20 protein-coding genes and 1 pseudogene are annotated in these 24,840 nt (G+C 65.7%); 11 read left to right on the top strand and 10 right to left on the bottom strand.

Annotated features, from left to right (window positions below; genetic code table 11):
• Positions 1–89: 89 nt before the first annotated feature.
• From V7066_RS00245 to V7066_RS00230, 4 genes are all read left to right on the top strand, one after another.
• A complete protein-coding gene (locus tag V7066_RS00245; protein ID WP_334181241.1) occupies positions 90–770 on the top strand; it encodes a Fe2+-dependent dioxygenase in 681 nt (226 codons plus the stop codon).
• Entirely contained in the window at positions 767–1,888 is a 1,122-nt protein-coding gene (locus V7066_RS00240; RefSeq protein WP_334181240.1) for an alpha-hydroxy acid oxidase, read from the top strand. The genes V7066_RS00245 and V7066_RS00240 overlap by 4 nt, the downstream gene beginning before the upstream one ends.
• 184 nt (positions 1,889–2,072) lie before the next feature.
• A complete protein-coding gene (locus V7066_RS00235) occupies positions 2,073–4,793 on the top strand; it encodes a TonB-dependent receptor (RefSeq protein ID WP_334181239.1) in 2,721 nt (906 codons plus the stop codon).
• Positions 4,794–4,920: 127 nt separating this feature from the next.
• Positions 4,921–5,331 (top strand): hypothetical protein, encoded by a 411-nt coding sequence (locus tag V7066_RS00230; protein WP_334181238.1) that lies wholly within the window; start codon positions 4,921–4,923, stop codon positions 5,329–5,331.
• A 10-nt stretch (positions 5,332–5,341) separates the two neighbouring features.
• On the opposite strand, the gene V7066_RS00225 is transcribed toward V7066_RS00230, so the two are convergent.
• The 6 genes from V7066_RS00225 to V7066_RS00200 form a co-directional block, all read right to left on the bottom strand.
• A complete protein-coding gene (locus V7066_RS00225) occupies positions 5,342–6,382 on the bottom strand; it encodes a DUF3667 domain-containing protein (protein ID WP_334181237.1) in 1,041 nt (346 codons plus the stop codon).
• Positions 6,383–6,443: 61 nt separating this feature from the next.
• Entirely contained in the window at positions 6,444–7,214 is a 771-nt protein-coding gene (locus V7066_RS00220) for a ParA family protein (RefSeq protein ID WP_334181453.1), read from the bottom strand.
• Positions 7,215–7,433: 219 nt separating this feature from the next.
• On the bottom strand, positions 7,434–7,778 hold the full coding sequence (rpoZ, locus tag V7066_RS00215; RefSeq protein WP_334181236.1) for a DNA-directed RNA polymerase subunit omega: 345 nt from the start codon (positions 7,776–7,778) through the stop codon (positions 7,434–7,436).
• Between the two features lie 85 nt (positions 7,779–7,863).
• Positions 7,864–8,415, bottom strand: coding sequence for a DNA-3-methyladenine glycosylase I (locus V7066_RS00210; protein ID WP_334181235.1), 552 nt, complete (start codon positions 8,413–8,415; stop codon positions 7,864–7,866).
• Positions 8,412–9,056 (bottom strand): DNA oxidative demethylase AlkB, encoded by a 645-nt coding sequence (gene alkB, locus V7066_RS00205; protein ID WP_334181234.1) that lies wholly within the window; start codon positions 9,054–9,056, stop codon positions 8,412–8,414. The genes V7066_RS00210 and alkB overlap by 4 nt, the downstream gene beginning before the upstream one ends.
• A complete protein-coding gene (locus V7066_RS00200) occupies positions 9,043–9,762 on the bottom strand; it encodes a 2OG-Fe(II) oxygenase (protein WP_334181233.1) in 720 nt (239 codons plus the stop codon). Before V7066_RS00200 ends, alkB begins: the two co-directional genes overlap by 14 nt.
• Positions 9,763–9,930: 168 nt before the next feature.
• Between V7066_RS00200 and V7066_RS00195 the strand changes: the two genes are divergently transcribed.
• The 3 genes and pseudogenes from V7066_RS00195 to V7066_RS00185 all read left to right on the top strand — a co-directional run bounded on the left by V7066_RS00195 (position 9,931) and on the right by V7066_RS00185 (position 11,192).
• Positions 9,931–10,068: a hypothetical protein gene (locus tag V7066_RS00195; protein ID WP_334181232.1), complete on the top strand. Its 138-nt coding sequence runs from the start codon at positions 9,931–9,933 to the stop codon at positions 10,066–10,068.
• A 15-nt stretch (positions 10,069–10,083) separates the two neighbouring features.
• Positions 10,084–10,719: pseudogene (locus tag V7066_RS00190) on the top strand (DUF4198 domain-containing protein); the annotation flags it as partial.
• 11 nt (positions 10,720–10,730) lie between these two features.
• Positions 10,731–11,192, top strand: a complete 462-nt coding sequence (locus V7066_RS00185; protein WP_334181231.1) for an EF-hand domain-containing protein — start codon at positions 10,731–10,733, stop codon at positions 11,190–11,192.
• Positions 11,193–11,394: 202 nt separating this feature from the next.
• On the opposite strand, the gene V7066_RS00180 is transcribed toward V7066_RS00185, so the two are convergent.
• Positions 11,395–13,668 carry a DPP IV N-terminal domain-containing protein gene (locus V7066_RS00180; protein WP_334181230.1) on the bottom strand — a complete coding sequence of 758 codons (2,274 nt, stop codon included), beginning with the start codon at positions 13,666–13,668 and terminating at the stop codon, positions 11,395–11,397.
• 290 nt (positions 13,669–13,958) lie between these two features.
• Here V7066_RS00180 and fumC point away from each other — a divergent pair, with 290 nt between their 5' ends.
• Positions 13,959–15,338, top strand: a complete 1,380-nt coding sequence (fumC, locus tag V7066_RS00175) for a class II fumarate hydratase (RefSeq protein WP_334181229.1) — start codon at positions 13,959–13,961, stop codon at positions 15,336–15,338.
• A 265-nt stretch (positions 15,339–15,603) separates the two neighbouring features.
• Here the strand turns inward: fumC and V7066_RS00170 are convergent, their stop codons facing one another.
• Positions 15,604–16,710 carry an ROK family transcriptional regulator gene (locus tag V7066_RS00170; protein ID WP_334181228.1) on the bottom strand — a complete coding sequence of 369 codons (1,107 nt, stop codon included), beginning with the start codon at positions 16,708–16,710 and terminating at the stop codon, positions 15,604–15,606.
• A 160-nt stretch (positions 16,711–16,870) separates the two neighbouring features.
• Here V7066_RS00170 and V7066_RS00165 point away from each other — a divergent pair, with 160 nt between their 5' ends.
• Genes V7066_RS00165 through V7066_RS00155 form a run of 3 tightly spaced genes read left to right on the top strand, consistent with a single transcriptional unit; the run spans position 16,871 to position 21,552 of the window.
• On the top strand, positions 16,871–19,363 hold the full coding sequence (locus tag V7066_RS00165; protein ID WP_334181227.1) for a TonB-dependent receptor: 2,493 nt from the start codon (positions 16,871–16,873) through the stop codon (positions 19,361–19,363).
• Between the two features lie 20 nt (positions 19,364–19,383).
• Positions 19,384–20,541 carry a YdcF family protein gene (locus tag V7066_RS00160; RefSeq protein WP_334181226.1) on the top strand — a complete coding sequence of 386 codons (1,158 nt, stop codon included), beginning with the start codon at positions 19,384–19,386 and terminating at the stop codon, positions 20,539–20,541.
• An 18-nt stretch (positions 20,542–20,559) separates the two neighbouring features.
• Positions 20,560–21,552, top strand: coding sequence for a nuclease (locus V7066_RS00155; RefSeq protein ID WP_334181225.1), 993 nt, complete (start codon positions 20,560–20,562; stop codon positions 21,550–21,552).
• Here V7066_RS00155 and V7066_RS00150 read toward each other — a convergent pair.
• A complete protein-coding gene (locus V7066_RS00150) occupies positions 21,473–22,939 on the bottom strand; it encodes an MFS transporter (protein WP_334181224.1) in 1,467 nt (488 codons plus the stop codon). The genes V7066_RS00155 and V7066_RS00150 overlap by 80 nt on opposite strands.
• 70 nt (positions 22,940–23,009) lie before the next feature.
• Complete coding sequence (locus V7066_RS00145; RefSeq protein ID WP_334181223.1) at positions 23,010–24,800, bottom strand: ABC transporter ATP-binding protein; 1,791 nt, start codon at positions 24,798–24,800, stop codon at positions 23,010–23,012.
• Positions 24,801–24,840 lie beyond the last annotated feature (40 nt).

Raw genomic sequence — 24,840 nt, 5'->3', positions numbered from 1 at the left:
GCCGGCGGGCGCTCTTCAGGGCGCCCGCCGGTTTCTCTTTTTGATGCGAGTCATTGTCAGGAGCGCCGTCCTCGGCAAGAAGAGCGCCCATGGTCATCGAAATTCCCGAACTTTTCTCCGGCGACGAAGTGCGCGCATTCCGAGAAGCGCTGGAAACCGCCGACTGGGCGGACGGACGCGCCACTGCCGGTCACCGCGCCGCGCAAGTCAAGGAGAACGAGCAGCTACCACTCGATCATCCGCTGGCGAAGCAGCTGGCCGACCGCGTGCTGGCCCGGCTCATGCAGACCCCGCTGTTCATCGCCGCCGCCCTGCCGCAACGCGTACTCCAGCCCCGCTTCAGCCGCTATGACGGGCGCGGGCACTACGGCAACCACGTCGACAACGCGATCTTCCCGATCCCCGGCACCGGCGAGCACTTGCGCAGCGACATTTCCAGCACCCTGTTCCTCAGCGATCCCGACGAATACGACGGCGGCGAACTGGTGATCGAGGACATGTTCGGCGCCCATACCGTCAAGCTCCCGGCGGGCCACCTGATCGTCTATCCCGGCAGCAGCCTGCACCGCGTTGCCCCGGTGACGCGCGGCACCCGGTTCGTCTCGTTCTTCTGGACCCAGAGCTTCGTGGCCGCCCCGGAACGCCGCCGCCTGCTGCTCGAACTCGACGGCGCAATCCAGGGTGTAGCAAGCGACCACCCCGAACACGCCTCGATCGATACGCTCACGCAGGTCTATCATAACCTGCTGCGCCAGTGGTCGGCGACGTGAGCGACAGCCCACTCCCCGCGCTGACACAGATCGCCCCGGATTTGCGCAGCCTCGCCGACTACGAGCGCCGCGCGCCTGCCCATCTGACAGCCGAAGCCTGGCACCATATCGAGGAAGGCTCGGGCACGGGGCAGACCCTGCGCGCCAACCGCGAGGCTTTCGCGCACCGAGGCTTCCGCCCCCGCGCCATGGCCGACTTGCGCGGCGGCGGCACGGCGACCGAGCTGTTCGGGCGCACTCACGCGGCACCGCTGATGCTCGCGCCGATCGCCTACCAGCGCCTCGCCCATCCCGACGGCGAACTGGCGAGCGTACGCGCCGCCACCGCGCTCGATACCGGCACGATCGTCAGTACCCTGTCGAGCGTGCCATTGGAAGAGATCGCCGGGGCCGCTCGCGCCTTCGCCCACGAACTCGGCAAGCCTGCGGCACCGCTCTGGTTCCAGCTCTATCTCCAGCCTGACCGCGAGCACAGCCTTGCCCTCGTCCGCCGCGCCGAGGCGGCAGGCTACGAGGCGATCGTCCTCACCATCGACGCCGCCATCAAGCTCTCGGGCATGACCCTGCCGCCCGGCGTCGGCGCGGCGAACCTCTCCGGAATGGCGCTGCCGCGCCAGACCGCGACGCCAGGCGGGCGTATCCTGTTCGGTACTCCGCTCGCCGATACGGCCCCGCGCTGGGAGGACCTCGCATGGCTACGCGAGGCAACCACCCTGCCGATCCTCATAAAGGGCATGGTGCTCGGCGAGGACGCGACCCTCGCCGTCGGTCTGGGGGCGGACGGCCTTATCGTTTCCAACCACGGCGGCCGTGTGCTCGATGGCTTGCCGAGCGTGCTCGACGTGATCGAAGAGGTAGCCCAGGCGACCGGCGGGTGCGTTCCGCTACTCGCGGACGGCGGCTTCCGCTCCGGCACCGACGTGGTCAAGGCGCTGGCGCTCGGGGCAAGCTCGGTGCTGATCGGCCGTCCGCAGATGCACGCCCTTGCCGTCGCCGGAATGCCGGGCCTGGCCCATGCGATCCACCTGCTGCGCACCGAACTGGAAGCGGCCATGGCGCAGCTCGGATGCGCGACACTCGCCGATATCACCCGCGAGCGCCTGACATATCTCTATTGAAGTCGCAGCAATCGCGGCCCGCTCATCTTCGGTAAATCACTGGAATTGCATCGCCCGTTAGTTCGCCGACGAGGCGACGCAACAATGACGCGAAGCTGTCACCAATTAATACAAATTGTGACGCCCCAAAGGGCGCAAATCTTGTCATGGCAGCAACAAAACAAGATGAGGGATTTACAAAGTGGTGCGACTCCGTTTCGGACTGATGGCATCGGCTGCGCTGGTGGCCTGGCCTATCGCTTCCGTGCATGCCCAATCGGGTTCGGGTTCCGCTTCGACCGGCGCCGGCAGTGCTGCGCCTGCCCAAGCGGTCGAAGACAGCGGCGAGGAAATGGAAATCGTCGTCTCCGGCCAGAAGCCGCGCGGCTCGGTGGTCGGCGACATCGCTCCCGAAGTGACCTTCAACTCCGGCGACGTGCGCGCCCTGGGCGTTTCCAGCGTCACCGAACTGCTTGAAGAACTCGCACCGCAGACCGAAAGCGCGGGCGGCGGTGCACCGGTCGTCTTGCTCGAAGGCCGCCGAATCGCCAGCTTCCGCGAAGTCGGCACGATCCCCACCGAAGCGATCCAGCGCGTGGAAATCCTGCCCGAGGAAGTCGCGCTCAAGTACGGCTATGCGGCAACGCAGAAGGTCGTCAACATCGTCCTGCGCCAGCGTTTCCGCGCCTATACCCTCGAAAGCGGCGGCAAGCTCACCACCAAAGGCGATGGCCTGACGCTCAACCCCAAGGCCGACTTCCTGGCGATCCGCCGCGGCGAGCGCGTCAACATCGACGCCAACTACTCGCACGGCAATCCGATCACCGAGGCCCAGCGCGGGCTCGCGACCAGCGGCGGCAACGGCAACAACCGCACCCTGCGCTCGGGATCGGAAGCCCTGACGCTGACGGGAACTTACGCCAAGCCGCTCTCCCAGGTCTGGCTGGCCACGATCAACGGCGAAGTCACCACCACCGACACCGAAGCCCTGCGCGGCAGCGCGCTTTCGCCCGTCACCATCCCCGGCGGCAGTGCCTATGCGAGCGGGGCAGCGGACGAAACCTTCCTGCCCACCGTCGACGGCCTCTCCCCGCTGACCAACAGCAACAGCACCCAGACCGGGCATCTCGGGCTAACGCTGAACGGCACCACGCAAAAGTGGCAGTGGACGGTCACCGGCAACTACGACCACAGCGACACCCGCTCGATCCAGCAGCGCCCGCTGAACCTTGCGGACTACGCTGCCGCCGTCGCCGCCGGAGATCCGCTTGCCGATCCCTCACTGCCGATCGCCGGGCAGTTCCTGGACTTCCAGTCGGTCAACCAGTCACGCAATTCCACCGACAGCGCCGAACTCAACCTGATCGCCACGACCTCGCCGCTGCAACTGCCGGCCGGCGCGGTGAACACGACCTTCAAGGTCGGCGGCAACCTCGACCGGTCCGAAAGCGAGATCACCCGGCAAGGCCTCACGCAGAACAGGGATGTGAACCGCAATCAGGGCGAGGCCTCGGTCAACATCGACATTCCGCTCAGCAGCCGCGCCGTGCCGCTGTTCCCGGGCGCAGGACGCATGTCGATCAACGCCAATGCCGCCGTTCGGCAAGTCGGCGATTTCGGCACCTTGCGCACGCTGGGCGGCGGCTTCACCTGGAATCCGACGAACCAGTTCAGCCTGATCGCCAGTTACCGGGACGATCAGAATGCGCCCACGGCGGCCCAGCTCGGCGGTGCGGTGATCACCACCGCCAATGTCGACATCTTCGACTATACCCGCGGGCAATCGATCCGCGTCACCGCGCTGACCGGCGGCAATCCCGACCTCAAGGGCTCGGGCATGCGCAACTTCCGTCTGGGCGGCACGTTCCGCCTGAACGATCCGAACATCACGCTGAACCTCGACTACAACCGCACCTGGCAGCGGGGTCAGGTAACCGCCCTGCCCGGCGCGACCCCGGCGGTCGTCGCAGCCTTCCCGGAACGCTTCACCCGCGATGCCGATGGCGATCTGGTCTCCGTCGACTTGCGGCCGATCAACATCGCCAGCGAGGACAAGTCCCAGCTGCGCATGGGCATCACTTTCACGAAGTCGCTGAAGACGCCGCAGTCGCAGATCGACGCTATGCGCGAGAGCTTCCGGAAGCGCTTTCCGGGCGGCTTCCCCGGCCGCCGCGACGGAGAGGACAGTCCCCCGCCGCCGCCACCTGCAGAAGGCGAAAGCGCTGGCGCCAAGTCTGACGGCGCGGGGGCTTCCCCGGATGCCGCGGCTAATACACCTGGCAATCCAGGCGGCGGCGAAGGCCCGCGCGGCGAAGGAGGAGGCGGCGGCTTCGGTCGTCCGGGCGGCGGCGGACCTGGCGGTAGTTTCGGCGGGCGCGGTTTCGGAGGCGGCGGACGCGGCGGACGCATGACCTTCTCGCTCTACCATACCTGGGTCTTCTCCGACCGCGTGGTCCTGCGCGAAGGCCAGCCAGAGATCGACCTGCTCAAGGGCGGTACTATCGGTGCCAGCAGCGGCGGCACGCCGCGCCACAAGCTGGAACTCCAGACCGGCTACTCGCAGAGCGGCCTCGGCATGCGCTTCACCGGAAGCTGGCAGAGCGGCACCACGGTGAACGGGGTAGACGGCTACCCGACGACGCAGCTGCGTTTCGAGGATTTCGCCAAGTTCGACTTGCGCCTCTTCGCCGATCTCGGCCAGCAGCCCAAGCTCGTCGACAAGATGCCGTTCCTGCGCGGCTCGCGCGTGACGTTCTCGGTATCCAACCTGTTCGACGCCCGCCAGAAGGTGCGCGACGGCAACGGCAATACGCCCTTCGCCTATTCGCCTTATTACCTCGATCCGGTGGGCCGCTCGTTCCAGCTTACCTTCCGCAAGCTGTTCTTCACGGCCCCGCCGGGAGGTCAGGGGCGCGGACCGCGGTAATGCCAAGCGGCGCGACGAGAAGATTATCGTCGCGCCGCCCCCGATAGCGCCATTCCGGACAAACTTCAGACTAGTATTTGCGAATGATTTGCAATAGCATGATTTACGCGACCTGGAGTGCCCGCCGATGACCTTTCACTTCCCTACCCCGTCCGGCCCGCCTGCAACGCTGCCGCCCAGCGTTCTCGTAGACGTGGCGCGCTGCTGGAGTCAGGCTCGCCGCGAAGGGCGACTGGCGCAGCCCAGTCTTGCCAACCGTCTCGATCTGTTCGACTGCGCGGTCCTCGCGCCGGTGCTCGACAGCTTCTGCCTGCTGTTCGAATCCGCCCTCGACCGGCCGTTCCGGATAGGCGAAGCCCGGCACCTCTCCGCCGACGAACGACTGATGCTGTCGCTGCTGGAAGGTCCGGAACTGCGCACCGTCACGCTGCCTTGTGACAAGGCCCGCGGCACTCTGCTCGACCTCGCGATCCGTTCCACCCGGATCATGATCGCCCTCACCCTTGGGCAGGCCCGCAAGGTGAAGGTCAGGGGCTAACGGCGGAAAATCAGATGCTTATCTGAGCCATTATCATCACGAAGAAGATGACAAGCGCGGTAGAAGCGAACCAGCCCAGCACCACGGTGCGCCAGAACGCGCCGAACCACCTCAGGCCATAGGCTCCGCGCAACTGCCGGTACATGTGGATCGGCGGCAGGACGAACAGCACCGTAACCAGCGCCTTTGCGCCCAGCGAATCCAGCACCATGCCGAGAATGACCAGCAAGGTCATGAAGCAGAGCGAATAAGTGACGAACACCGTGTGGTCGTAAAGGTGGAACCGGCGACTGAACGGAAAGAGCAGCCAGAGGAACGGCACCGAGATCGGTATCAGCGCCCAGCTATACTTGTAGGCGTAAGTCTGAAGCTTGTAGGCGGCGAGTTCCGGGTTCTTCTTGAATTTTTTGACGGCCTTGTCGATCTGGTGGAAGTCGCTGTAGCGCTGCTGATCGGGCAGGTTCTCGGTAATTGCGGATCGCGTGTCCTTCAGCGCTTCGAGTGCCTGTTTTCTGCTGTCGATCCTGCGATCGATCGCGTCGGTATCGGCGCGCCGGTCCTGCAATTTCTGGCGTTCCGCGCGCAGACCCGCGAGTTCCTTTTCACTCGCACCAATCGCTTCGTCGAAATTGCCGCTGCGAACCGTCGGCATTTCTCCGCCCTCGGCCCCTTCCAAGGCGTGGAATGCCGCGAACATCAAGAAGACGCTGAACAGAAACAGGGCGATCGGAGAGACGTAGCTGGCGCGCCGTCCGTCAATATATTCGCGCGTCAGCCGGCCCGGACGCCAGACCAACAGCGGCAGCGTCCGCCAGATCTTGCCTTCGAAATGGAACACGCCGTGCAGCAGGTCGTGAAAGAACGCGCCGAGGCTGCGATGGACATGCGCCGCCTGCCCGCAGGAATGGCAGTGCGGACCGATCAGCGGAGTGCCGCAATTGAGGCAGGCGGTTTCATGCGTGTGCCCCTCACTGCCCGTATCGGGTTCGACGGCTTGCGCGGCCAGCGCGCCTTGTCCGATCTCGGCGAGACTCTCGGTGATCTCGTTCATGCGTTCCCCCTGAAACGGGAGAGAACCTATCGCGTTGTCCGGCGGCTGAACAGAGGGAGAGCTAACCGGCCCGTTCGGCGAGCTTGGCCTCTATAGCCCGCCACAGCCGCGCGAACTGCTGCGCGGCCGGGCTTTGCGGGGAATGGACGCCAATCGGCTGCTGGTGGACCGCACATTGTTCGACGGCGCTGGCATAGGGAACCGAGGGCCAGTTCGGGTTCGCATCGCGTGCCTGCCTGTGCAGGGCGCGGCGCAAGTCCAGCATCGAAAGCACCGGCAGGATCGGCGGATGGCGACGCGTATTGCCGGAGATTTCGCGCACCACGAGATCGAAGGCACGGGCGGAAAGCGGCGAAGGCGGCAGCGGCACGATCACCAGATCGGCAGCACGCACGACTTGCGCGGAAAGCTCGTTCATCACCGGCGGGCAATCCAGCACGATGCGGCCATAGTTCGCGGAGAGTTCCTCCGTCAGCCGGGCAAGCCGCTTGCGCTTGCCGATGCGCATGAGCTGGGCGTCAAGTGCGCGAATGCTCTCGTCCGCGGGAAGAATGTCGATACCCTCCCAGGCGGTACGCTGGATCAGCTTGGCCGGTGAGCGGTCGCGCGAAAAGACTTCCTCCGCCAGCCCGGAACCCTTCGCCTCCAGTCCATAGAGGAAGCCCGAACCTCCCGCCGCGTCGAGATCCCAGAGGAGCGTGCGATGGCCGCCTTGCGCCGAGTACCAGGCGAGATTGGCAGCAAAGGTCGTCTTACCGACCCCGCCCTTGACGCTGTAGATGGCGATCGTGGCTCCGCCGGACGATGGCCTATCCGCGTCCGGTTCCTGCACGCGCGCGCGTTCTCGAACCGATCCACCGGCGATCCGGGGTAACTTGTGCTTCTTGCCAACCACGCGCGGGATCGTTGCCGGTGGAGCGCGATCCGTCAACCGGGAACCGCCCTCGGTCCATGTCTAAAACGGCATCGGCCCGCAGCTCTGTCCGAAAAACGGAGAGAGCTGCGGGCCGATGCCGCAATCCGGCTCGCACCGGGTCAATAAGTCAGGCGATCAGCCGTCGTAGTCGCCACCCAGCGAGGTATTGCGGGTAGGCGCCGAAGCGGTGATGCGCAGGGCTTCGGCCGACTGGCTGAGCGAGCCGATTTCGTCCATCTCGTCGTCGTCGTCCGGCAGGACGCGCTGCATCGAGGTGACCAGCGTTTCCTTGAGGTTGGACGGGGTCACGGTCTGCTCCGCGATCTCGCGCAGGGCGACGACCGGGTTCTTGTCACGGTCGCGCTCAAGGGTGAGTTCGGCGCCGCCCGAGATCTCGCGCGCACGCTGTGCGGCCAGCAGGACCAGGTCAAAGCGGTTGGGGATCTTGTCGACGCAATCTTCGACAGTAACGCGCGCCATGGGCACTCCGTATGAAATCTGGTGGATCGGTAAACGAGGGCCGATAAGCGGATTGCTTGCAAGAGTCAAGGAATCCGCGCATCGCCTATCTGCAAAAGCATGTCGCCTCATGATCGTTCACCACGCCCACGGCCTGGAGCCAGGCATGGACCACGACCGGGCCGACAAAGCCGAAGCCGCGCTGCTTGAGCGCCGCCGACAGCGCATCGCCTACAGGGGAGCGCGCCGCGCTGCCGGTGCCGTCGCCCAAGGCGGGTTCGCCGCCGACGAAGGACCAGATGAATTCGGCAAAATCCTCGCCCTGCTCCTGCATCGCCAGATATCCCCGCGCGTTGCGGATGGTCGCCTCGATCTTGGCGCGGGCGCGGACGATACCGGCATCGCCCATCAGGCGCTCGATCTCGGCAGGGCCATATTCGGCGATGCGGTGAGGGTCGAAGCCTTCGAATGCCGCGCGGAACGCCTCGCGCTTGTAGAGGATCGTTCGCCAGGACAGGCCTGCCTGGAAGGTATCCAGCACCAGCTTTTCCCAAAGCGAGCGGGAATCGCGGATGGGAACACCCCATTCCTCGTCGTGATAGGCCTGCATCCGGGCGTCGCCTTCGGCCCAGCGGCAGCGGTGGATCGTTTCGGTCATCGGGCTTTCCGGAAAGTGAGATTATAGCGCCAGGCGCCGGTGGCAGGATGGGTGCCCTTCTCGACGCTGTCCACCCCATGGAACACCATACGCGACGGCCCGCCCCAGACCACGACGTCGCCATGATGGACCCGGTGGCGCCGGGGCCGGTCGCTCCGCGAGAGGCCACCCCAGAGGAACGTGGCAGACAGGCCCAGCGAAACCGAGACGATCGGTGCCTCGTGGTCACGCTCGTCCATGTCCTGATGCAGCGAAAGCCGCGTCCGGGCATCATAGCGATTGACCAGGCAGGCGTCAGGCTCGAAGCCGGGATAGCCCGCCGCTTCTGCTGATCGCGCGGCGAGATCGCGAAAGCGCGGCGGCAGTGCGGGCCAGAGATCGCCGGTCTCCGGATCGATCGCCTGATAGCGGTACCCGGCGCGGTCGCTGACCCAGCCCGTCTCCCCGCAATTGAACATCGCCACGGCAAGTCTCCCGCCGCTGCGGGTCGACATGTGCCGGAACGGCGAAATCGCCGAGAGCGGCGGTATCTCGGCGAGCAGCGCGTCCGCCCCATCCAGCGCGAAACCGCCGAGCAGGACCGCCCCCGGCCCGAGCACCACTTCGCTGCGGGCACTGGCGAACATGTCAGGCTGCGTCATGGAAGATCACCCCCAGAACATGACGCCTGCCCGAACGAACCTGCGATACGCCATGGCGCATGGCGACGCGGTAGTCTCCCCGCGATCCCCGCTGCGGACGGTGGTTGACGGCGAAGATCACGCCGTCGCCTTTCGCCAGCGGCACGACGATGGGCCGCGACTGCATGCGCGGGCGCTGCTCGGTCAGGACGAACTCGCCGCCGGTGAAATCCGCGCCCGGCTGCGAGAGCAGGATCGCCACCTGCAAAGGAAAGACATGCTCGCCGTAGAGATCCTGATGCAGGCAGTTGTAGTCGCCGGGGCCGTACTGGAGCAGAAGCGGCGTCGGTCTTCGCTGCCCGGCGGCATGGCAGCGATCGAGGAAGTCGGCATGATCCGCCGGGAAGCGGACCGACATGTCCATGCGCTCGTGCCAGCGGTTGGCGATCGGCGCGAGGCAGGGATAGAGCGCCGTGCGCAGCGACTGGACCGCATCGGGAAGCGGATAGGCGAAATAGCGATACTCGCCTTGCCCGAAGCCGTGGCGGGCCATGTGAACCTGGCTGCGGAACATGTCTGTCGGCCCGTATAGCCGGGAAACCGCATCGCATTGCTCATGCCCAAGCAGGCCCGGCAGGACCGCCCAGCCCTCCCGATCCAGCTGAGCCGCAATCCCCGGCCAGTCCTGTGCCGCGACAGCAGGCGTTTCATCTTCGTTCTGGTTCATCACCGGCCGCCTAGCACGACGAGCGAAGCATAGCGCCCCGTTCCTTGCGATCAAACCCTGACGGTCGCCTATCGAGGCGATGGATATGCATCGTTACAATTATCGCTATTGATTCGCATTAGGTTGTATGGCCAAGAGCGGGCACGCTCACTGATCGAGAAAGACCCGATGACTCGCACCAAACGCCTGAGCCTGCTGGCCGCTTCCGTCGCTGCCGCCGTGTTCGCTGCACCGGCCCTTGCCCACTCGCCTTACCTGCTGCCCAACGGCTTCAACCTCGACAAGGACGATCACGTCACGGTCTAAGCCTCGTTCAGCGAGCATGTCTTCGTGCCCACGGTCGCCATGCAGTCGGACGATTTCCACTTCGTCGGACCGGACGGCAAGGCCGTGCCGCTGAAGCCGGTGGCGCTGCGCGATCTGGTGATCCTGGAGGCCCCGCTCGCCACCGACGGCACCTATCGCCTGACCAGCGGCGAACGCCAGGGCCGCGTGGCCAAGGCCGCGCTCATCGACGGCACCTGGGAATTCATCGACCCGCGCCGTCCCCTGCCCGCCGGTGTCACGCCGGTCGATATGCAGAGCGTGACCAAGGCCGAGGCCTTCGTGACGCGCGGCAAGCCCGACCAGGCCGCGCTCGCGCCGTCCGGCAAGGGAATCGAATATCGCGCGATCACGCACCCCTCGCTTATCCGCGCGGGCCAGCCTGCCGAGTTCGAACTGCTGTTCAACGGCAAGCCGCTCACCAATGCCGACGTCGAGGTCGAGCAGGCCCGTGCGGGCGAGGTGGAAAACACCCGCCTGCCGCTTGTCACCAGCGACGCGCGCGGCCGCTTCACCATCACCGCGCCGGAGCCCGGACTTTACTTCGCGATGACGCGGCACCGCGTCGACGCCGTGAACGGCTTGCCCGCGCGCAGCTACACTTACGCCCTGACCTATTCCGTTTCGAAATGAGGAAGAATACCATGAAGCCCGCCCTCTGCGCGATCACCCTGCTGGCAGCGATCGGCACCGGCACCACGGCAGCCCATGCCGCCTCCCACGACCTTGCGACTTTCATCAAGGAGCAGGACCTCGACGGCGACGGCAAGGTGAGCAAGGACGAATTCCAGCGCGGCCGCGATGCCGAGTTCGACCGGATGGACCGCAACCACGACGGCGTCCTCTCGCACGACGAATATGTCGGCGACTATCGCGAACGTCTGGAACGCGAACTTGCGCAGCGCCCCGAAAGCGAGCGCGCCGAAGAACGCACCCGCCAGATGCGTCAGGCGGAAGTGCGCTTCGGCGTCCTCGACAGCGACAAGAGCGGTGGCATCACCCGCGCCGAGTTCGCCGCCACCGGCTGGGGCATGTTCCTGCGGCACGACACCAACCACGACGGCTTCGTCTCGGCCGAGGACGTGCCTGCGAAAGACGGCGAGTAAGGCTGCGAGCGGGGCGGCGGATCGACGCGTTTGACAACTGACCGCCCCGCTTTACCACCGTCATCCTGAACTTGTTTCAGGATCCATTTCTGGTCATCGGCGGCGGTTCGTTCGGCAAGATGGATCCTGAAACAAGTTCAGGATGACGGTGGGGCCGTGGCTCTGACGCTCGATCTACTGCAAGTCCCCAGCTTGCCTCGCCTCACTGAAGGCTGCGGATGAAGAATTCCGACAGCCTGCGCGTCACATAATCGATCGGACCGGTCGAGCGCCCCACGCTGTGCTCGCCGCCGGGCACGACCAGCAGGTCGAAGTCCTTGTCCGCCTTGATGAGCGCATCGGCGACCTGCATCGTCGAGGCCGGATCGACATTGCTGTCCTGCTCGCCCACGATCATGAACAGCTTGCCCTGGAGCTTTGCGGCATTGTCCACGCCCGAGGCATCCACATAGCTCTTGTCGACCGGCCAACCGAGCCACTGTTCGTTCCAGCTGATCTTGTCCATGCGGTTGTCGTAGCAGCCTGCCATGGCCACCCCGGCCTTGTAGAAGTCGCCATGGAACAGCAGAGCATTGAGCGTGCTCTGCCCGCCCGCCGAAGCGCCGTAGATGCCGACCCGGCCGATATCGTAGGCCGGGTCCTTCGCCGCCAGCGCCTTGTGCCAGAGGATACGGTCCGGGAAGCCGGAATCTTGGAGGTTCTTCCACGCCACGTCCTGAAACGCCTTGGAGCGGTTGGCCGTACCCATGCCGTCGATCTGCACGACGATGAAGCCGAGGTCGGCCAGCGCCTGCATGCCGATCACCTTGTCTCCGCCCGAGTGGTAGCCGAAGGGCCAGAAGCTCTTGGGCACGAAGCTGTCGTGCGGCCCGGCGTAGATGTTCTCGATCACCGGGTACTTCCGGGCCGGATCGTAGTCGCGGGGGCGCACGACGAGGCCCCAGATGTCGGTCTTGCCGTCGCGCCCCTTGGCGGTGAAGACTTCCGGCGCGCGGAAACCGGCGGCGGTCAGGCGGCTGATATCCCCCTTGGCGACGGTCTGAACCAGGGCGCCGTCGCTCGTACGACGAAGTTCGCTGACATTGGGCAGGTCCACGCGCGAGTAGGTATCGACGTAGAACTGCATGTCCGGCGAGAAGCTGACCGTATGGTCGGCGCGCTCAGGTGTGAGCGGGGTGAGGTTCCTGCCGTCGAAATCGATGCGGTAGTAATGACGGAAATAGGGGTCCTCGCCTGCATTCACGCCGCTGGCGGCGAACCAGATCTGGCGCTTCTCGTCATCGACCTTGACCACGTCGCGCACGACCCACTGGCCGGTGGTGATGCGGTTCTTCACCTTTCCGGTCCGGCCGTCGATCAGGTAGAGGTGGTTCCAGCCGTCGCGCTCGGAAGCCCAGACGATCTCGTTGCCCAGCCCCTTCACGTCGTGGGAGAAGCGGCGGTCGGCATAGACGAACGTCTTCGCGTCCTCTGTAACGGCGGCATGGGCTGCGCCGTTCGCAGCATCGACCGAGACGATCCGCGCCTGCCCGAAACCGCGTCGGACGTAATCGAACTCCACGCTCTTGCCGTCCGCCCGCCAACGCGCCCCGGACAGTTCGTAGGCATTGGGGAAGAGCGAAGGGTCAACCACGGTCTGGCGCTTTTCCGCGACGTCGAACAGCACCGGCTGCTCCTGGTCGATCGCATCGCCGGGCTTGGGATAGAGCTGGGTCTGGAGTCCCGGCTGCCCCTTGTCCTTGGGCGCCGCCTCGACGCGCAGGACATGGCGGGCATAGCCGGGGCGGACGCGGTAGATCATAAGGTGACGGCTGTCGGGCGACCAGGCGATCGTCTCGGGATCGTAGAAATTGCCGGAGGAACCATCGATGCTCAGACGAACCGCTGCCTTGCTCCCGACGGGGCGCACGATCAGGTTGTCATCCTCCACCAGCGCTTCCCACTTGCCGTCGGGCGAGAGGCGCGGATGATTGTCCGCCGGAACCGAAAGATCGCGAACGACACCGAAGCCGCGCGGACGGCGCGGGTCCTGCTGCTTCTCGCAGGCATAGTCGGTCAGGGTGCAGCGCCAGCCGTCTTCGTCGAGCCAGAACTGGATGGTCTGTCGGTCTCCGGCATAGTCGAATTCCGCGAAAGGCAGGCGCAGCGGCGCTATCGGTCGGCCCAGAGCCGCGCTCAAAGTCGCGGCGAGGCGCTGCTGGTCGAAGGCCGGGCTATGCGCCAGCGACCGGGCATCCACGGTCTCGAACGCAAAGCCGCCTTCCACGGTCTTGCGATAGGAGAATGCCTGGCCGTCCGGGGTCCAGTGCGCGGGCCAAGCCACGTCGCGCGTCAGGTATTGCCAGCTTTCGCGAAGGGCCAGCGAGCGGTCGATATCGGCCCGCGTCGGTGCTGCGCCAACGGTTGCCGAGATCAGCGCTGCGCCGCCCGCCATCAACAATCCGCAGATACGAGCACGGCGAGCAGCAAGCGACATGGAAAAGACCTCGGTTGGGAAAGGAGATCAGGATCGTATACGGTATTACCTGAGCGACGCAATGTCTGCGTGATCCCCTCAACGCCATCGCGTTCTTCCACGGATGCGAAAAGCGCGCCGCAATCTGCATTAAATGCTAATGCGTCGCATATTCTTTTTCTCAATCACGGGTCATAGATTCGGTTCCACGCGGCGCATCGATTCGCCGCCATTGAACCCCTCGGGGGGAGATCCTAGTTTCAACACCGGGCCAGAAACCGCGGTCCGGCAACGAGGAGACGGTCAAGGCCATGGATATTCGTCGCGAAACCGACAGCATCGGTGAAATCGAGGTTCCCGCCGCCGCATACTGGGGCGCCCAGACCCAGCGCAGCATCGAGAACTTTCCCTTCGCCTCCAGCGAACGCATGCCCTTGCCGATCGTCCGCGCCCTCGCCCGCGTGAAGCTGGCTGCGGCCCGTGCCAACCGCACCCATGGCCTCGATGCCGGACTGGCCGATGCCATCGAGGCCGCCGCCACCGAAGTCGTCGAAGGCAAGCTGGACGACCAGTTCCCGCTCGTGATCTGGCAGACCGGCAGCGGCACCCAGAGCAACATGAACGTCAACGAGGTCATTGCCGGCCGCGCCAACGAGATCCTGTCCGGCCGGCGCGGCGGCAAGGACCCGGTCCATCCCAACGACCACGTCAATCGCGGCCAGTCCTCCAACGACAGCTTCCCCACCGCGCTGCACGTCGCGGCAGTCGTCTCGATCGAGGAAGTGCTGGTTCCCGCGCTCGACCGGCTGACCGCCTCGCTCGACGCCAAGGCGAAGGCCTGGACCGACATCGTCAAGATCGGCCGAACCCACCTTCAGGACGCGACGCCGCTGACCCTCGGCCAGGAATTCTCGGGCTACGTCCAGCAGCTTCGCGACGCCTACCAGCGCATTCGCGACGCCGAGAAAGGCGTTTTGCGGCTGGCGCAGGGCGGCACGGCGGTCGGCACCGGCCTCAATGCCCCCGAAGGTTTCGGCGAGGCCGTCGCTGCCGATCTTGCCGAACAGACCGGCAAGGCCTTCGTCAAGGCGCCGAATACCTTCGAGGCCCTCGCCAGCAACGACGCTCTGGTGCAGCTTTCCGGTACGCTTTCGACCCTCGCCGTCGCGCTGACCAAGATCGCCAACGACATTCGCCTGCTCGGCTCCGGCCCTCGCTCGGGCCTCGGCGAACTCGACCTGCCCGCGAACGAACCGGGCAGCTCGATCATGCCCGGCAAGGTCAATCCCACCCAGTGCGAGATGCTGACGATGGTCGCCGCTCAAGTGATCGGCAACCACCAGGCCGTCACGGTGGGCGGCCTTCAGGGCGCCTTCGAACTCAACGTGTTCAAGCCGATGATCGGCGCGGCGGTGATCCGCTCGATCGAACTGCTTGCCACGGGCATGACCAGCTTTGCCGAGCGCTGTGTCGACGGCATCGAGCCGAACCGCACGCGCATCACCGAATTGCTGGAGCGATCGCTGATGCTGGTGACCGCGCTGGCACCGGAGATCGGCTACGACAATGCCGCGAAGATCGCCAAGCACGCCCACGCCAAGGGCCAGACCCTGCGCGAGGCGGCGCTGGAACTCGGCCTGGTGGACGATGCGACGTTCGACCGGCTCGTGCGCCCCGAAACCATGGTCTGAGCCTCCCGCGCGGCGAGGCCCGGAACCGGGCACCTGCGGCGACGTTGCTTCCGGGTAACGTCGCCGCAGGAGTATTTCAGCTATGACTGCACCAGAAGAGCGCCCTGAAAATCGGCCCAAAAATCGCGAGGTCGAAGACGAGATGGTCTGTCCACCCGATAGCGAGGGAAAGCCACCTCGCCCCGCGACCGAGCCTAAACAAGGCGGGCGCGAGCAAAACTGACGCGTGACTTTCTGATGCTCTGATCGCTAACCCGCCGTCATCCTATGCGGCCAAGGCATGGATCGGCAGTAAAGCCGCCCCCAAGGTAATCGGCGAACCCTCAAGACCGGATACCCTTACCGGCGGTCGGCGATTTCCTACGGTGACGACCAGCGCTGCCCGGGATAACCGGGCTTCCAGTCCGCACAGGACTTCGCCCGGCAAAGGTCCCGCCAGTACGATTGCGCCCGGGTCGATCCACGCGAAAGCGGTATTGCACACGACTTCCAGTTGTTCCGCCGCGCGGTCCAGCCAGGCCTCGATCGTCGGACGCTGTTCGGCCGCCGTGGGATCGATCTCGGCCACCGAAGTGATCGCGCAGCCGTCGGCTCGCAAGCAGGCCAACAGATCGAGCGGGCTGGGCCGAGGCTGATCCATGGGAAACAGACAGCCCACTTCCCCCGCGACCCCATATTGCCCCCGCATCAACCGGCCGTCGACGATGACTCCCGCGCCGATCCCATACCCGAGCAGCAATACGACCACGGTGGAGAAATCGCGCAGCAGTCCGCCAAGGTAGAACTCGGCCAATGCGGCGGCATTGGCGTCGTTCTCCAGCCAGAGCGGCCAGCCCAGTTCGCCAGACAGGATTTCGTGGAGGGGCGCCCCTCGCCAGCCGGGCAGTGCATCGACCACGCTCCATCGCTCGCCGTCATTCGACAGCGCCGGTCCCGGCACGGCCACGCCCATGCCGAGCATGCGCTGCCCGAGCAGATTGTGCCGGCTCACGAGTTCATGCGTGATCTCACGGACCTTGCGGGCGAACTGCCGCGGATCGATCGGCGGAATCGTCTCGTGATGGGTGGCGACGACGGCGCCCGCGAAATCGACCAGCGCGATGTCGAGCATGCCCTTGTGCGCCGTGGCGCCAACCGCATAGCCGCCGCTCGATGCCAGTCGCAGCGGCACCGCCGGGCGACCGCGCGCCTGATGGGCCGGATCGCCCAGTTCCTCCACCACCCCCATCGAAAGCAGTGCGCGCGACAGCTTGGTGAGCGCGGCAGGGCTGATCTCCAACCGCGCGGCCAGCGCCGAGCGGGACAGCGCGCCGGACTTGCGCAGTTCCTGGATGATCCGGCGCTGGTCCTTCTCGAGGGCGGGCAAAAGCATGGGAGGAGGCTCCAGACCTTCGGAAACCGGCGAAACCTGCCTTCGAACTGTCATAATTATTTATTTCACGAATAATAATTAAAAGCGTCATGTTCCGCGGTCAAGGGGCTTCCCGCGTCGGCTGGCAAGGCTGACCTGCAACGAAATGAGGGTTCCCCCAATGCGTAAGAGCATTCTCGCTTCCGGCACGGCACTGGCTGCCGTCTGCACCGTTTTCACCGCGCCCGCACTCGCCCAGACGGCATCGGCTTCCGTTCCGGCCGACGGCGCCGAGCAGGCCGCGCCTACCGACGACATCATCGTTACCGGCTCGACCCGCGCCCAGCGCCGCTTCGATGTATCCTATGCGATCAACACCCTGTCGCAGGAAGACATCCAGAAGATCGCCCCGGTCAACTTCGCGGACCTGATCGGCCAGCTCCCCGGCTTCCAGACCGAGATCACCGGCGGCGAAGTCCAGAACATCTACCGCATTCGCGGCTTGCCCAACGACGGCGGCTTCGTGAGCTTCCAGCAGGACGGCCTGCCGCTGTTCCACGAGAACGACGGCGTGTTCTTCCGCGGCGACGCGATCCTCAAGCAGGACCTCATGACCGAGCGCGTCGAAGTGGTGCGCGGCGGCCCGGCGCCGGTCTATGCCAGCTATTCGGGCGCGATCATCAACGCCATCACCGTCACCGGCAGCGACGTGGCACGCGGCAAGGCGCAAGTGACGCTGGGCGATACCGGCCTCTACCGCCTCGACGCCTACCAAGCAGGCCCCCTGGGCAAGAACACCTACTACGCCATCGGCGGCTTCATGCGCTATCATGACGGCTATCGCGACAACGGCTTCCCCAACGACAAGGGCGGCCAGATCCGCGCCAACATCAAGCATGAGCTGGACAACGGGTTCATCAAGCTGAACCTAAACTACGTCAACGATCACAACGTCTTCTACCTGCCGATCCCCACCAACGATCCGCGCGATCCCAGCAAGTCGCTGAACCAGTACATCGACTATTTCACCGGCACGATGAACTCGCCCGCCTTCCGCAACGTCAACCTCAAGAACCGTGACGGCAACGGCGTGATCCAGAGCCGGACCAGCGACCTTTCCGATGGTCGCCATATGCAGATGATCAACTTCGGCGCGCATTACGAAGGCGACTTCGACGGCTGGCTCGTCACCGCCGCCGCCGGTTACACCCAGGGCAAGAACGATTTCACGGCGTTCTACTCGACGACCAACCCGGTGGACGGCAACGCCTTCGCCAATGGCTATCTCAACCGCGCCGGCGGCGCTCCGTTCGGTGCCACGCGCTTCGGCTACGTGCTGGCGGGCACCGATACCGTCTACGATCCCTATGCCGCCTCCGGCCTGGTGATGCAGGGCCAGTACCGCGACATCCATTCGAAGTTCTATTCGGGACAGGCCAACCTCTCGGTCGCCAAGCAGGTCAAGACCGGCATCGGCACCCATGACATCAAGCTGGGCCTCTACGGCAGCCTCTATGGCGAGGACAGCCGCACCCTCTACCAGAACTACCTGATCGAAGTGGCGGGCGAGCCTCGCACGCTCGACCTGGTGGGCTACAATGCTGCCGGTGCGGTAGTGGGCCGCGTGACCGACAATGGCGTGCTCAACTACGCCGCGACGCTCAGCCAGGGCGATTCCGATGCCAAGATGTTCGCGGTCTATGCCAACGACACCTGGGAGATCGTGCCGGGTCTGCGCATCGACGCCGGTATCCGCCACGAGCGCTACAGCTACAAGGGCTGGGCCGCGCTCACGGCTCAGGCGAACCTCGGTGACGCGACCACTCTGGCCGACGACACCACCCGTGCCTTCACCGGCGTGATCCTGAACCAGAAGCTCAAGCCGAACGCCACCAACTGGACCGTCGGCGCCAACTACGACTTCTCGCGCCATATCGGCCTCTACGGCCGCGCGTCGCACCTCGAAACGCCGCCCAACGTCCAGACGGTGATGAGCATCAACCCGACAATCATCAAGACCGTTGCCGACCAGTACGAAGTGGGCCTCAAGCTCGCCTCGGGCCGCTCGTACCTCTACGTCACGGGCTTCTACACCAACTTCGACCCGCTCAACGCCTCGTTCCTCGCCTTCGATCCGACCACGGGCCGCAACGACGTGAACGTGCCCTTCATCGGCGAGGCCCAGGTCAAGGGCATCGAGTTCGACGGTGCCTGGTCGGTCACCCCGTGGTTCACGCTCAACGGCGCGCTCACCGTCAGCGATCCCAAGTACAAGAACTTCCAGAGCAGCACCGGCGCCGATCCGGAGCAGGCGGAAGGTAACCAGATCGTCCGCCAGCCGAAGGTCTACGGCAATATTCGCCCGAGCTTCAACTTCTCAACGAACGACACCGACATCTCGGTCTATGGACGCTACACCTACATGGGCAAGCGCTTCGTCGACCTCTACAACAACACCGCGCTTCCGGCCTACGGCACGATCGGCGCAGGCGTCACGGTCTCGCACGGAACCTGGCAGCTTCAGGTCGTGGGCGACAACCTGTTCAACGCCCACGGCCTGACCGAAGGCAATACCCGCACCGACTCGCTCGCGGGTCAGGGCAGTTCGGAGGCGATCTACGGCCGCCCGATCTTCGGCCGCAACTTCCGCCTCGTCGTGAGCAAGGCCTGGTAATGCGCGGAAAAGCGTACCGGATGACCGCTCCGCTACTGGCAGCGGCCATGCTCTCGCTCGCTTCCGTCCCGGCTTCGGCCGGGGCGGTTCGCGACATCGAGACCGAAACCCTGTCGAACCGCCTGTTCCCGCTGCTGGATGCCCTCGGCCGGGACCTGCCCGCGATGGAAGCGGTCAGGACGAAGCCGGAAGTCGCGGCCATGCTGCGGGTCCGGCAGGAACGCCGCGAGGCCTGCGCCTCGGATATCGGCTGCCTTGCACAAGCCATGGTGTGGACTTCGGCGGAAAGCGCCCTCCTCGCCCGCGCGGCGATGCAGCCTGCCGGAGCACATGCCTCCGATGACGGCGTGGCCGCGCAGACCGCGCGCGAGATCGAAGGCGTCAATGCCATCGTCCGCACGTTCGGCCTCGGGCAAGTCCCCGCCTATCCGCAGATCGACGGTGCCGGAACCATCGACCCGCAGGAAATCCGCTCGCGCCTCCAGGCCGCCGCCTGGCTTTCCCAGACCCCGCGTGCCGCTTCCACGCAGGCGCTGGACCCCAGCATCGAGTTCGCGCTCGCCCTGCTCGACGGCAGCGATCGTGCCGATGCCATCGGCTTCGAGCCACTCGCGGGCGGTCTCAACGCCCCCGCCATGAAACGGGCCAAGAGCCTCGACTGGAAGCGTTTCCGCTACAGCGCGATGATCGTCACCGGGGTAGGGCCGGAAGTGCCCGACATGGCGCTCAGCCCTTTCGGCAAGTTCCACTTGCGTCTCGCCGCCAGCCGCTATGCGCAAGGCGACGTGCCCTTCATCATCGTCACCGGAGGCCGCGCCCATCCGCGCGCCACGCGCTTCGCCGAGGCCGAACAGATGCGCAAGGCCCTGATCGAACGCTATGGCGTCCCGGCGGACGCGATCGTCATCGAGCCTTACGCACGCCATACGACCACCAACTTGCGCGATGCCACGCGCCTGCTGATGGCGATGGGCGCTCCGCTCGAAAAGGACACGGTGATCGTCTGCAACCCCGACCAGAGCGCCGCGATCGAAAGCCCCGCCTTTGCCCAGCGCAACATCGCCGAACTGGGCTACGAGCCGGGCAAGGTCGGTCGCCGCATCTCGCCGACGGAACTGGAATTCCGCCCCTCGCCGCAATCCGCCCGCGTCGATCCGCGCGATCCGCTAGATCCCTGAACTTCGTCGGAGCCTGATATGCGTATTCTCAATCTCGCAGCGCTTGCCGCCGCCGCCCTGCCCGCCCCCGTACTCGCATGGGGCGGGACCGCCCATGCCGTCATCGACCGCGCCGCAATCGAGGCCATCCCCGACGACGGCCCGACCTTCCTGCGCAAGCACGTGGACTATATCGCCGGTTCGGCGTCCCTCCCCGACGGCTGGCGCGGCGACAGCGAGCCGTTCTCGAAGATCGAGGAAGACCCCAACCACGGCTGGTTCAAGGAGCAGTTCGCTTTTCTCAAGCCGATCCCTCGCTCGCGCTATGCCTTCGTGATCGCGCTCCACAAGCAATACGAGGCGATCAAGGACAGCGACCCGGCCGCCGCCGCGCGCACCAATGTCCGCTGGACCGGCACCCTGCCTTATGCCGCGATGGAATCCTACGAACGCCTGATCGCCTGCATGCGCCAGATCCGTGCGCTTCGGGCCGAGGGCAAGGATACCGCCTTCGCCGAACAGCACTGCGCCTTCCATGTTATCCGGCTAGGCCACTACATCGGTGACGGCGCCCAGCCGCTGCACGATTCCGTCAACAGCGACGGTTGGCGAGGCGACAATCCCAAGGGCTACACCCGCGACCGCACGATCCACGGCCGTTTCGAGAGCGATTTCGTCGACGGCATCGGTCTCACGGTCAAGGACATCGCCCCGCGCATCGGCTCTCCCGGCCACCGTGAAGGCGACATGTTTGGCGCCGTCCTGGCCTACCTCGACGATGCAGCGGGCCGGATGGAGCAGGTCTATGTCCTCGAAAAACGCGACCGCTTCGCCAATTTCAAGGACAAGGACGTGCGCGAGATGGTCTATGCCCAGACCGGCAAGGGCGCGGCGATGCTCCGCGACATGATCTGCCGGGCCTGGGCCGAAAGCGCGGTAAAACCCAAGCCGCTTACGCCTTCGCCGCTCGACCCGGCCAATCCGGCCTACGATCCCGAAACCGGCTCGGCACCGGCACAGATCGGGGCCTGAACGGGACGACCCCCCTTACCGCGTGCCTGCGGCGAGATAGCGCCGCAAGCACGCGGGCGTGGCGCGCATGGCCGATGTCGAAACGCCGCAGCATCACGAAAGCGCCGAGACTTCCGGCGATCGGCACGCCCAGCCCCAGCACGAGAATGCCGGTACGGACAAGCGCCGATTGCTCCGCCCCCGGCACATAGCCGAGGCTCCCGAGCGACCAGCCGATCACTCCGTTCGCCGCCGCTCCACTGGCCTTCACGACCACGAGATAGAATGCGAAGAGGCCGGTCTCGAACCGGCGTCCATGCCGCAAGGCGACGAAGTCCACGGTGTCGGCCAGAAGCCCCCAGGGCAGCATGAACACGCAGGTGAAGGCTGCGCCGATCAGCACGGCGCAGGCCAGCAGAAGCGGCGGCCAGGCCATGCAGAAGGCGAAGAGCGCCAGGCTTCCGGCGCAGAGCAAATGTCCCGCCGCCAGCAACCGGCTCTTGTCGTAGCGCCCCGTCAGCATGGTCCAGAACGGTACGCCGAGGAACTGTCCGCAAGTCACGGCGATCAACAGGGAACTCACGCTTTCCGGCCGATCAAAGACGTAAGTGCCCATGTAAAGCAGCATCCGCTCGAACGTCGGCACCGCGAAACCGGTGATCGCCGCAACCAGCCCCATGCCGAGGACCAGCCCGTCACGCAGCGGCACGGCAATGCCGTCGCCGAGGCCCTCGGCCGGAGGCGGTACCTCGCGCCCCGAAGCCAGAGCCGAGAAGGCCATGGTCATGGCGAAAAGCACGCCTGCCAGGCAGCCGGTCAGCGCCAGCAGTTCCAGCATCCGTGCCGACACCGCGTGCTGGACGGTCGGTGTCAGCAGCGCGGCGACGGTCAGCGAGGATGTCGTGCTGAAGAACAGGCGATAGCCGGAGACTCGCCCCCGCGCGCGGCTGTCCACGGTCATGCGCGCCATCAGCGCATTGTGCGGCACGTCGATCACCGCATAGGCGCCGCGAAACAACAGGAGCGCGGCAGCGACCATCCAGACCCGCTCCGCCCCCAGCGCCGGCAGCCCATAGAGCAATGCGAAGCCGCCTCCGGCCGGGATCGCGCCCGCCAGAATGAGCCAGCGATAGCCCTTGCCCACACGGCGCAGGCGAATGACCAGCAGCGCCGCCAGCAAGTCAAACACGAGGTCTCCCGCCACCGCCACGAGCATCAGCAATCCCGCCACCGCCCCCGGCAGTCCGAACAGGTCGGTCAGGAGATAGAGAAAGGTGACGTCGGCACCGGCGAAGACCAGGTTCTTGCCGAAATTCCCGCTGGCATAGCCAACCAGCCGCGCTTCGGTCCCTAAGCCGGAACGTGCCGCTACCCGCTGTCGGGCCGGGTGCGGGGAAGCAAGTGCCATGCGCGGCCTCTAGCCGCCCGCCATTTCAGTTTTGCGACGGAATTCCTCCCCCACCGAGGGGAGGAAAAACTCAATGTATCTCCGCCTCGACCGTCCCGGCCTGCCGCTCGAACAGGCGACGATATTGCCCCTGTTCCGATTTCAGCAAAGCCTCATGCACGCCGTCCTCGACGATTTCGCCGCGATGGAACACCAGGATGCGGTCCAGCGCCCGCACCGTGGAAAGGCGGTGCGCAATGACGATCGCGGTCCGGCCCACCATGAGACGCTCCATTGCATCCTGGATCGCCGCCTCGGATTCGGAATCCAGACTGGAAGTCGCCTCGTCGAGAATGAGGATCGGCGCATCGGCAAGGAAGGCGCGCGCGATGGCGATGCGCTGGCGCTCGCCGCCCGAGAGCTTGACGCCGCGCTCACCCACGAGCGTGCGATAGCCCTTGGGCAGGCGCATGATGAAATCGTGCGCATTGGCCAGCCGGGCCGCCTGTTCGATGTCCTCGATCGTGGCGTCCGGGCGGCCGTAGCCGATGTTCTCCGCCAGGGTCCGGTGGAACAGCACCGGCTCCTGCGGCACGATGGCGACTTGCCGCCGCAGCGAACTCTGCGTGGCATGGGACACGTCCTGGTGGTCGATCGTGACGCGGCCCTGCTCGACGTCATAGAGCCGCTGGATCAGCTTGACGAAGCTGGTCTTGCCCGAGCCGGAAGGCCCGACTAGCCCCACCCGCTGGCCGCTCGGGATCGTCACGTCGAGATGCCGGAACAGCGGCTTGTCCTGTCCGCCGTAATGGAACGTCACGTCCTCGAAGCGGATCGCGCCGTCGACGATACGAATGGGCAGCGCATCGGCGCGGTCGGCCACGCCCAGCGGCTCTTCGTGAAGCTGGACGAGTTCCTCCATCTCGTTCACCGAACGCTGGAGCATGTGGACGTGCTGGCCGATGTCCCGCAGATAGCCGTTGAGCACGAGGTAGCTGGTCAGAACATAGGCCACATCGCCCGCACCCGCCTGCCCTTGCATCCACAGCCAAAGCGCCGCAGCGGTCACCGCTGCACGCACCAGCCAAAGCAGGCTGGTCTGCCCCGTGCCTGCCCAGGTGAAGGCCATCCAGGTCCGCCAGGTCCGCCTGCGCCACTTGGCGACGATCCTGCCGAGAAGTTCCTCCTCGCGCTCCTCGCCGCCGAAGGCCTTGACGACCGCATTGGTGCCGATCGCATCGGCCAGGATGCCGCCGATCCGCGTGTCCCACTGGTTCGAAAGCCGCGCGATCGGGGCCAGCACCCGCGTCGCCAGTCCCACGGTCAGCGTGATATAGGCCAGCGCGCCAACGGCCATCACCAGCCCCAGCACTGGCCAGTGCAGGGTCATCAGGATCACCGTCGCCACCAGCACCGTCAGCGAGGGAAGCAGCGAAAGCAGCAGCACGTCATTCAGGGTGTCGAGCGCCCACATGCCGCGGGTGATGCGCCGCACGGTCGAGCCGGAAAAGGCATTGGCGTGCCAGTCGGTGGAGAGGCGCTGGACGCGGGCGAAGGCTTCCTGCGTCACGTCGCGCATCATTCCCAGGGTCAGCGGCGTGATCGCCCACCAGCCGAGGAAGCGGAAAACGACAAGGCCGAGACCGAGCACGGTAATCGCCGCGAAGGCCCGCCAGGCCTCTGCCGCAAGTCCGCCGCCGACCGCGTCGATCATGCGTCCGGCGTAGATCGGCACGAAGACTTCGGTGACGGTCGCCAGCATCATCGCCCCGGCGCAGGCCACTGCCAGCACCGGCGCTCGCCGCCAGTGACCGAAGGCAAACGCCAGAACCTTGCGCAGGACCGCGGCGCGCGGGAACAGGTCTTCGTCGGTATCGGTCATGGAGAGATGTCCGCGCGGCCTGGCGCGGTCCTTGTTTCAG

Source organism: Novosphingobium sp. (assembly GCF_036820275.1).
Classification (GTDB): Bacteria; Pseudomonadota; Alphaproteobacteria; order Sphingomonadales; family Sphingomonadaceae; genus Novosphingobium.
Note: the sequence above shows the minus strand (reverse complement) of the source record. Positions and strands in the feature narration are given on the sequence as shown.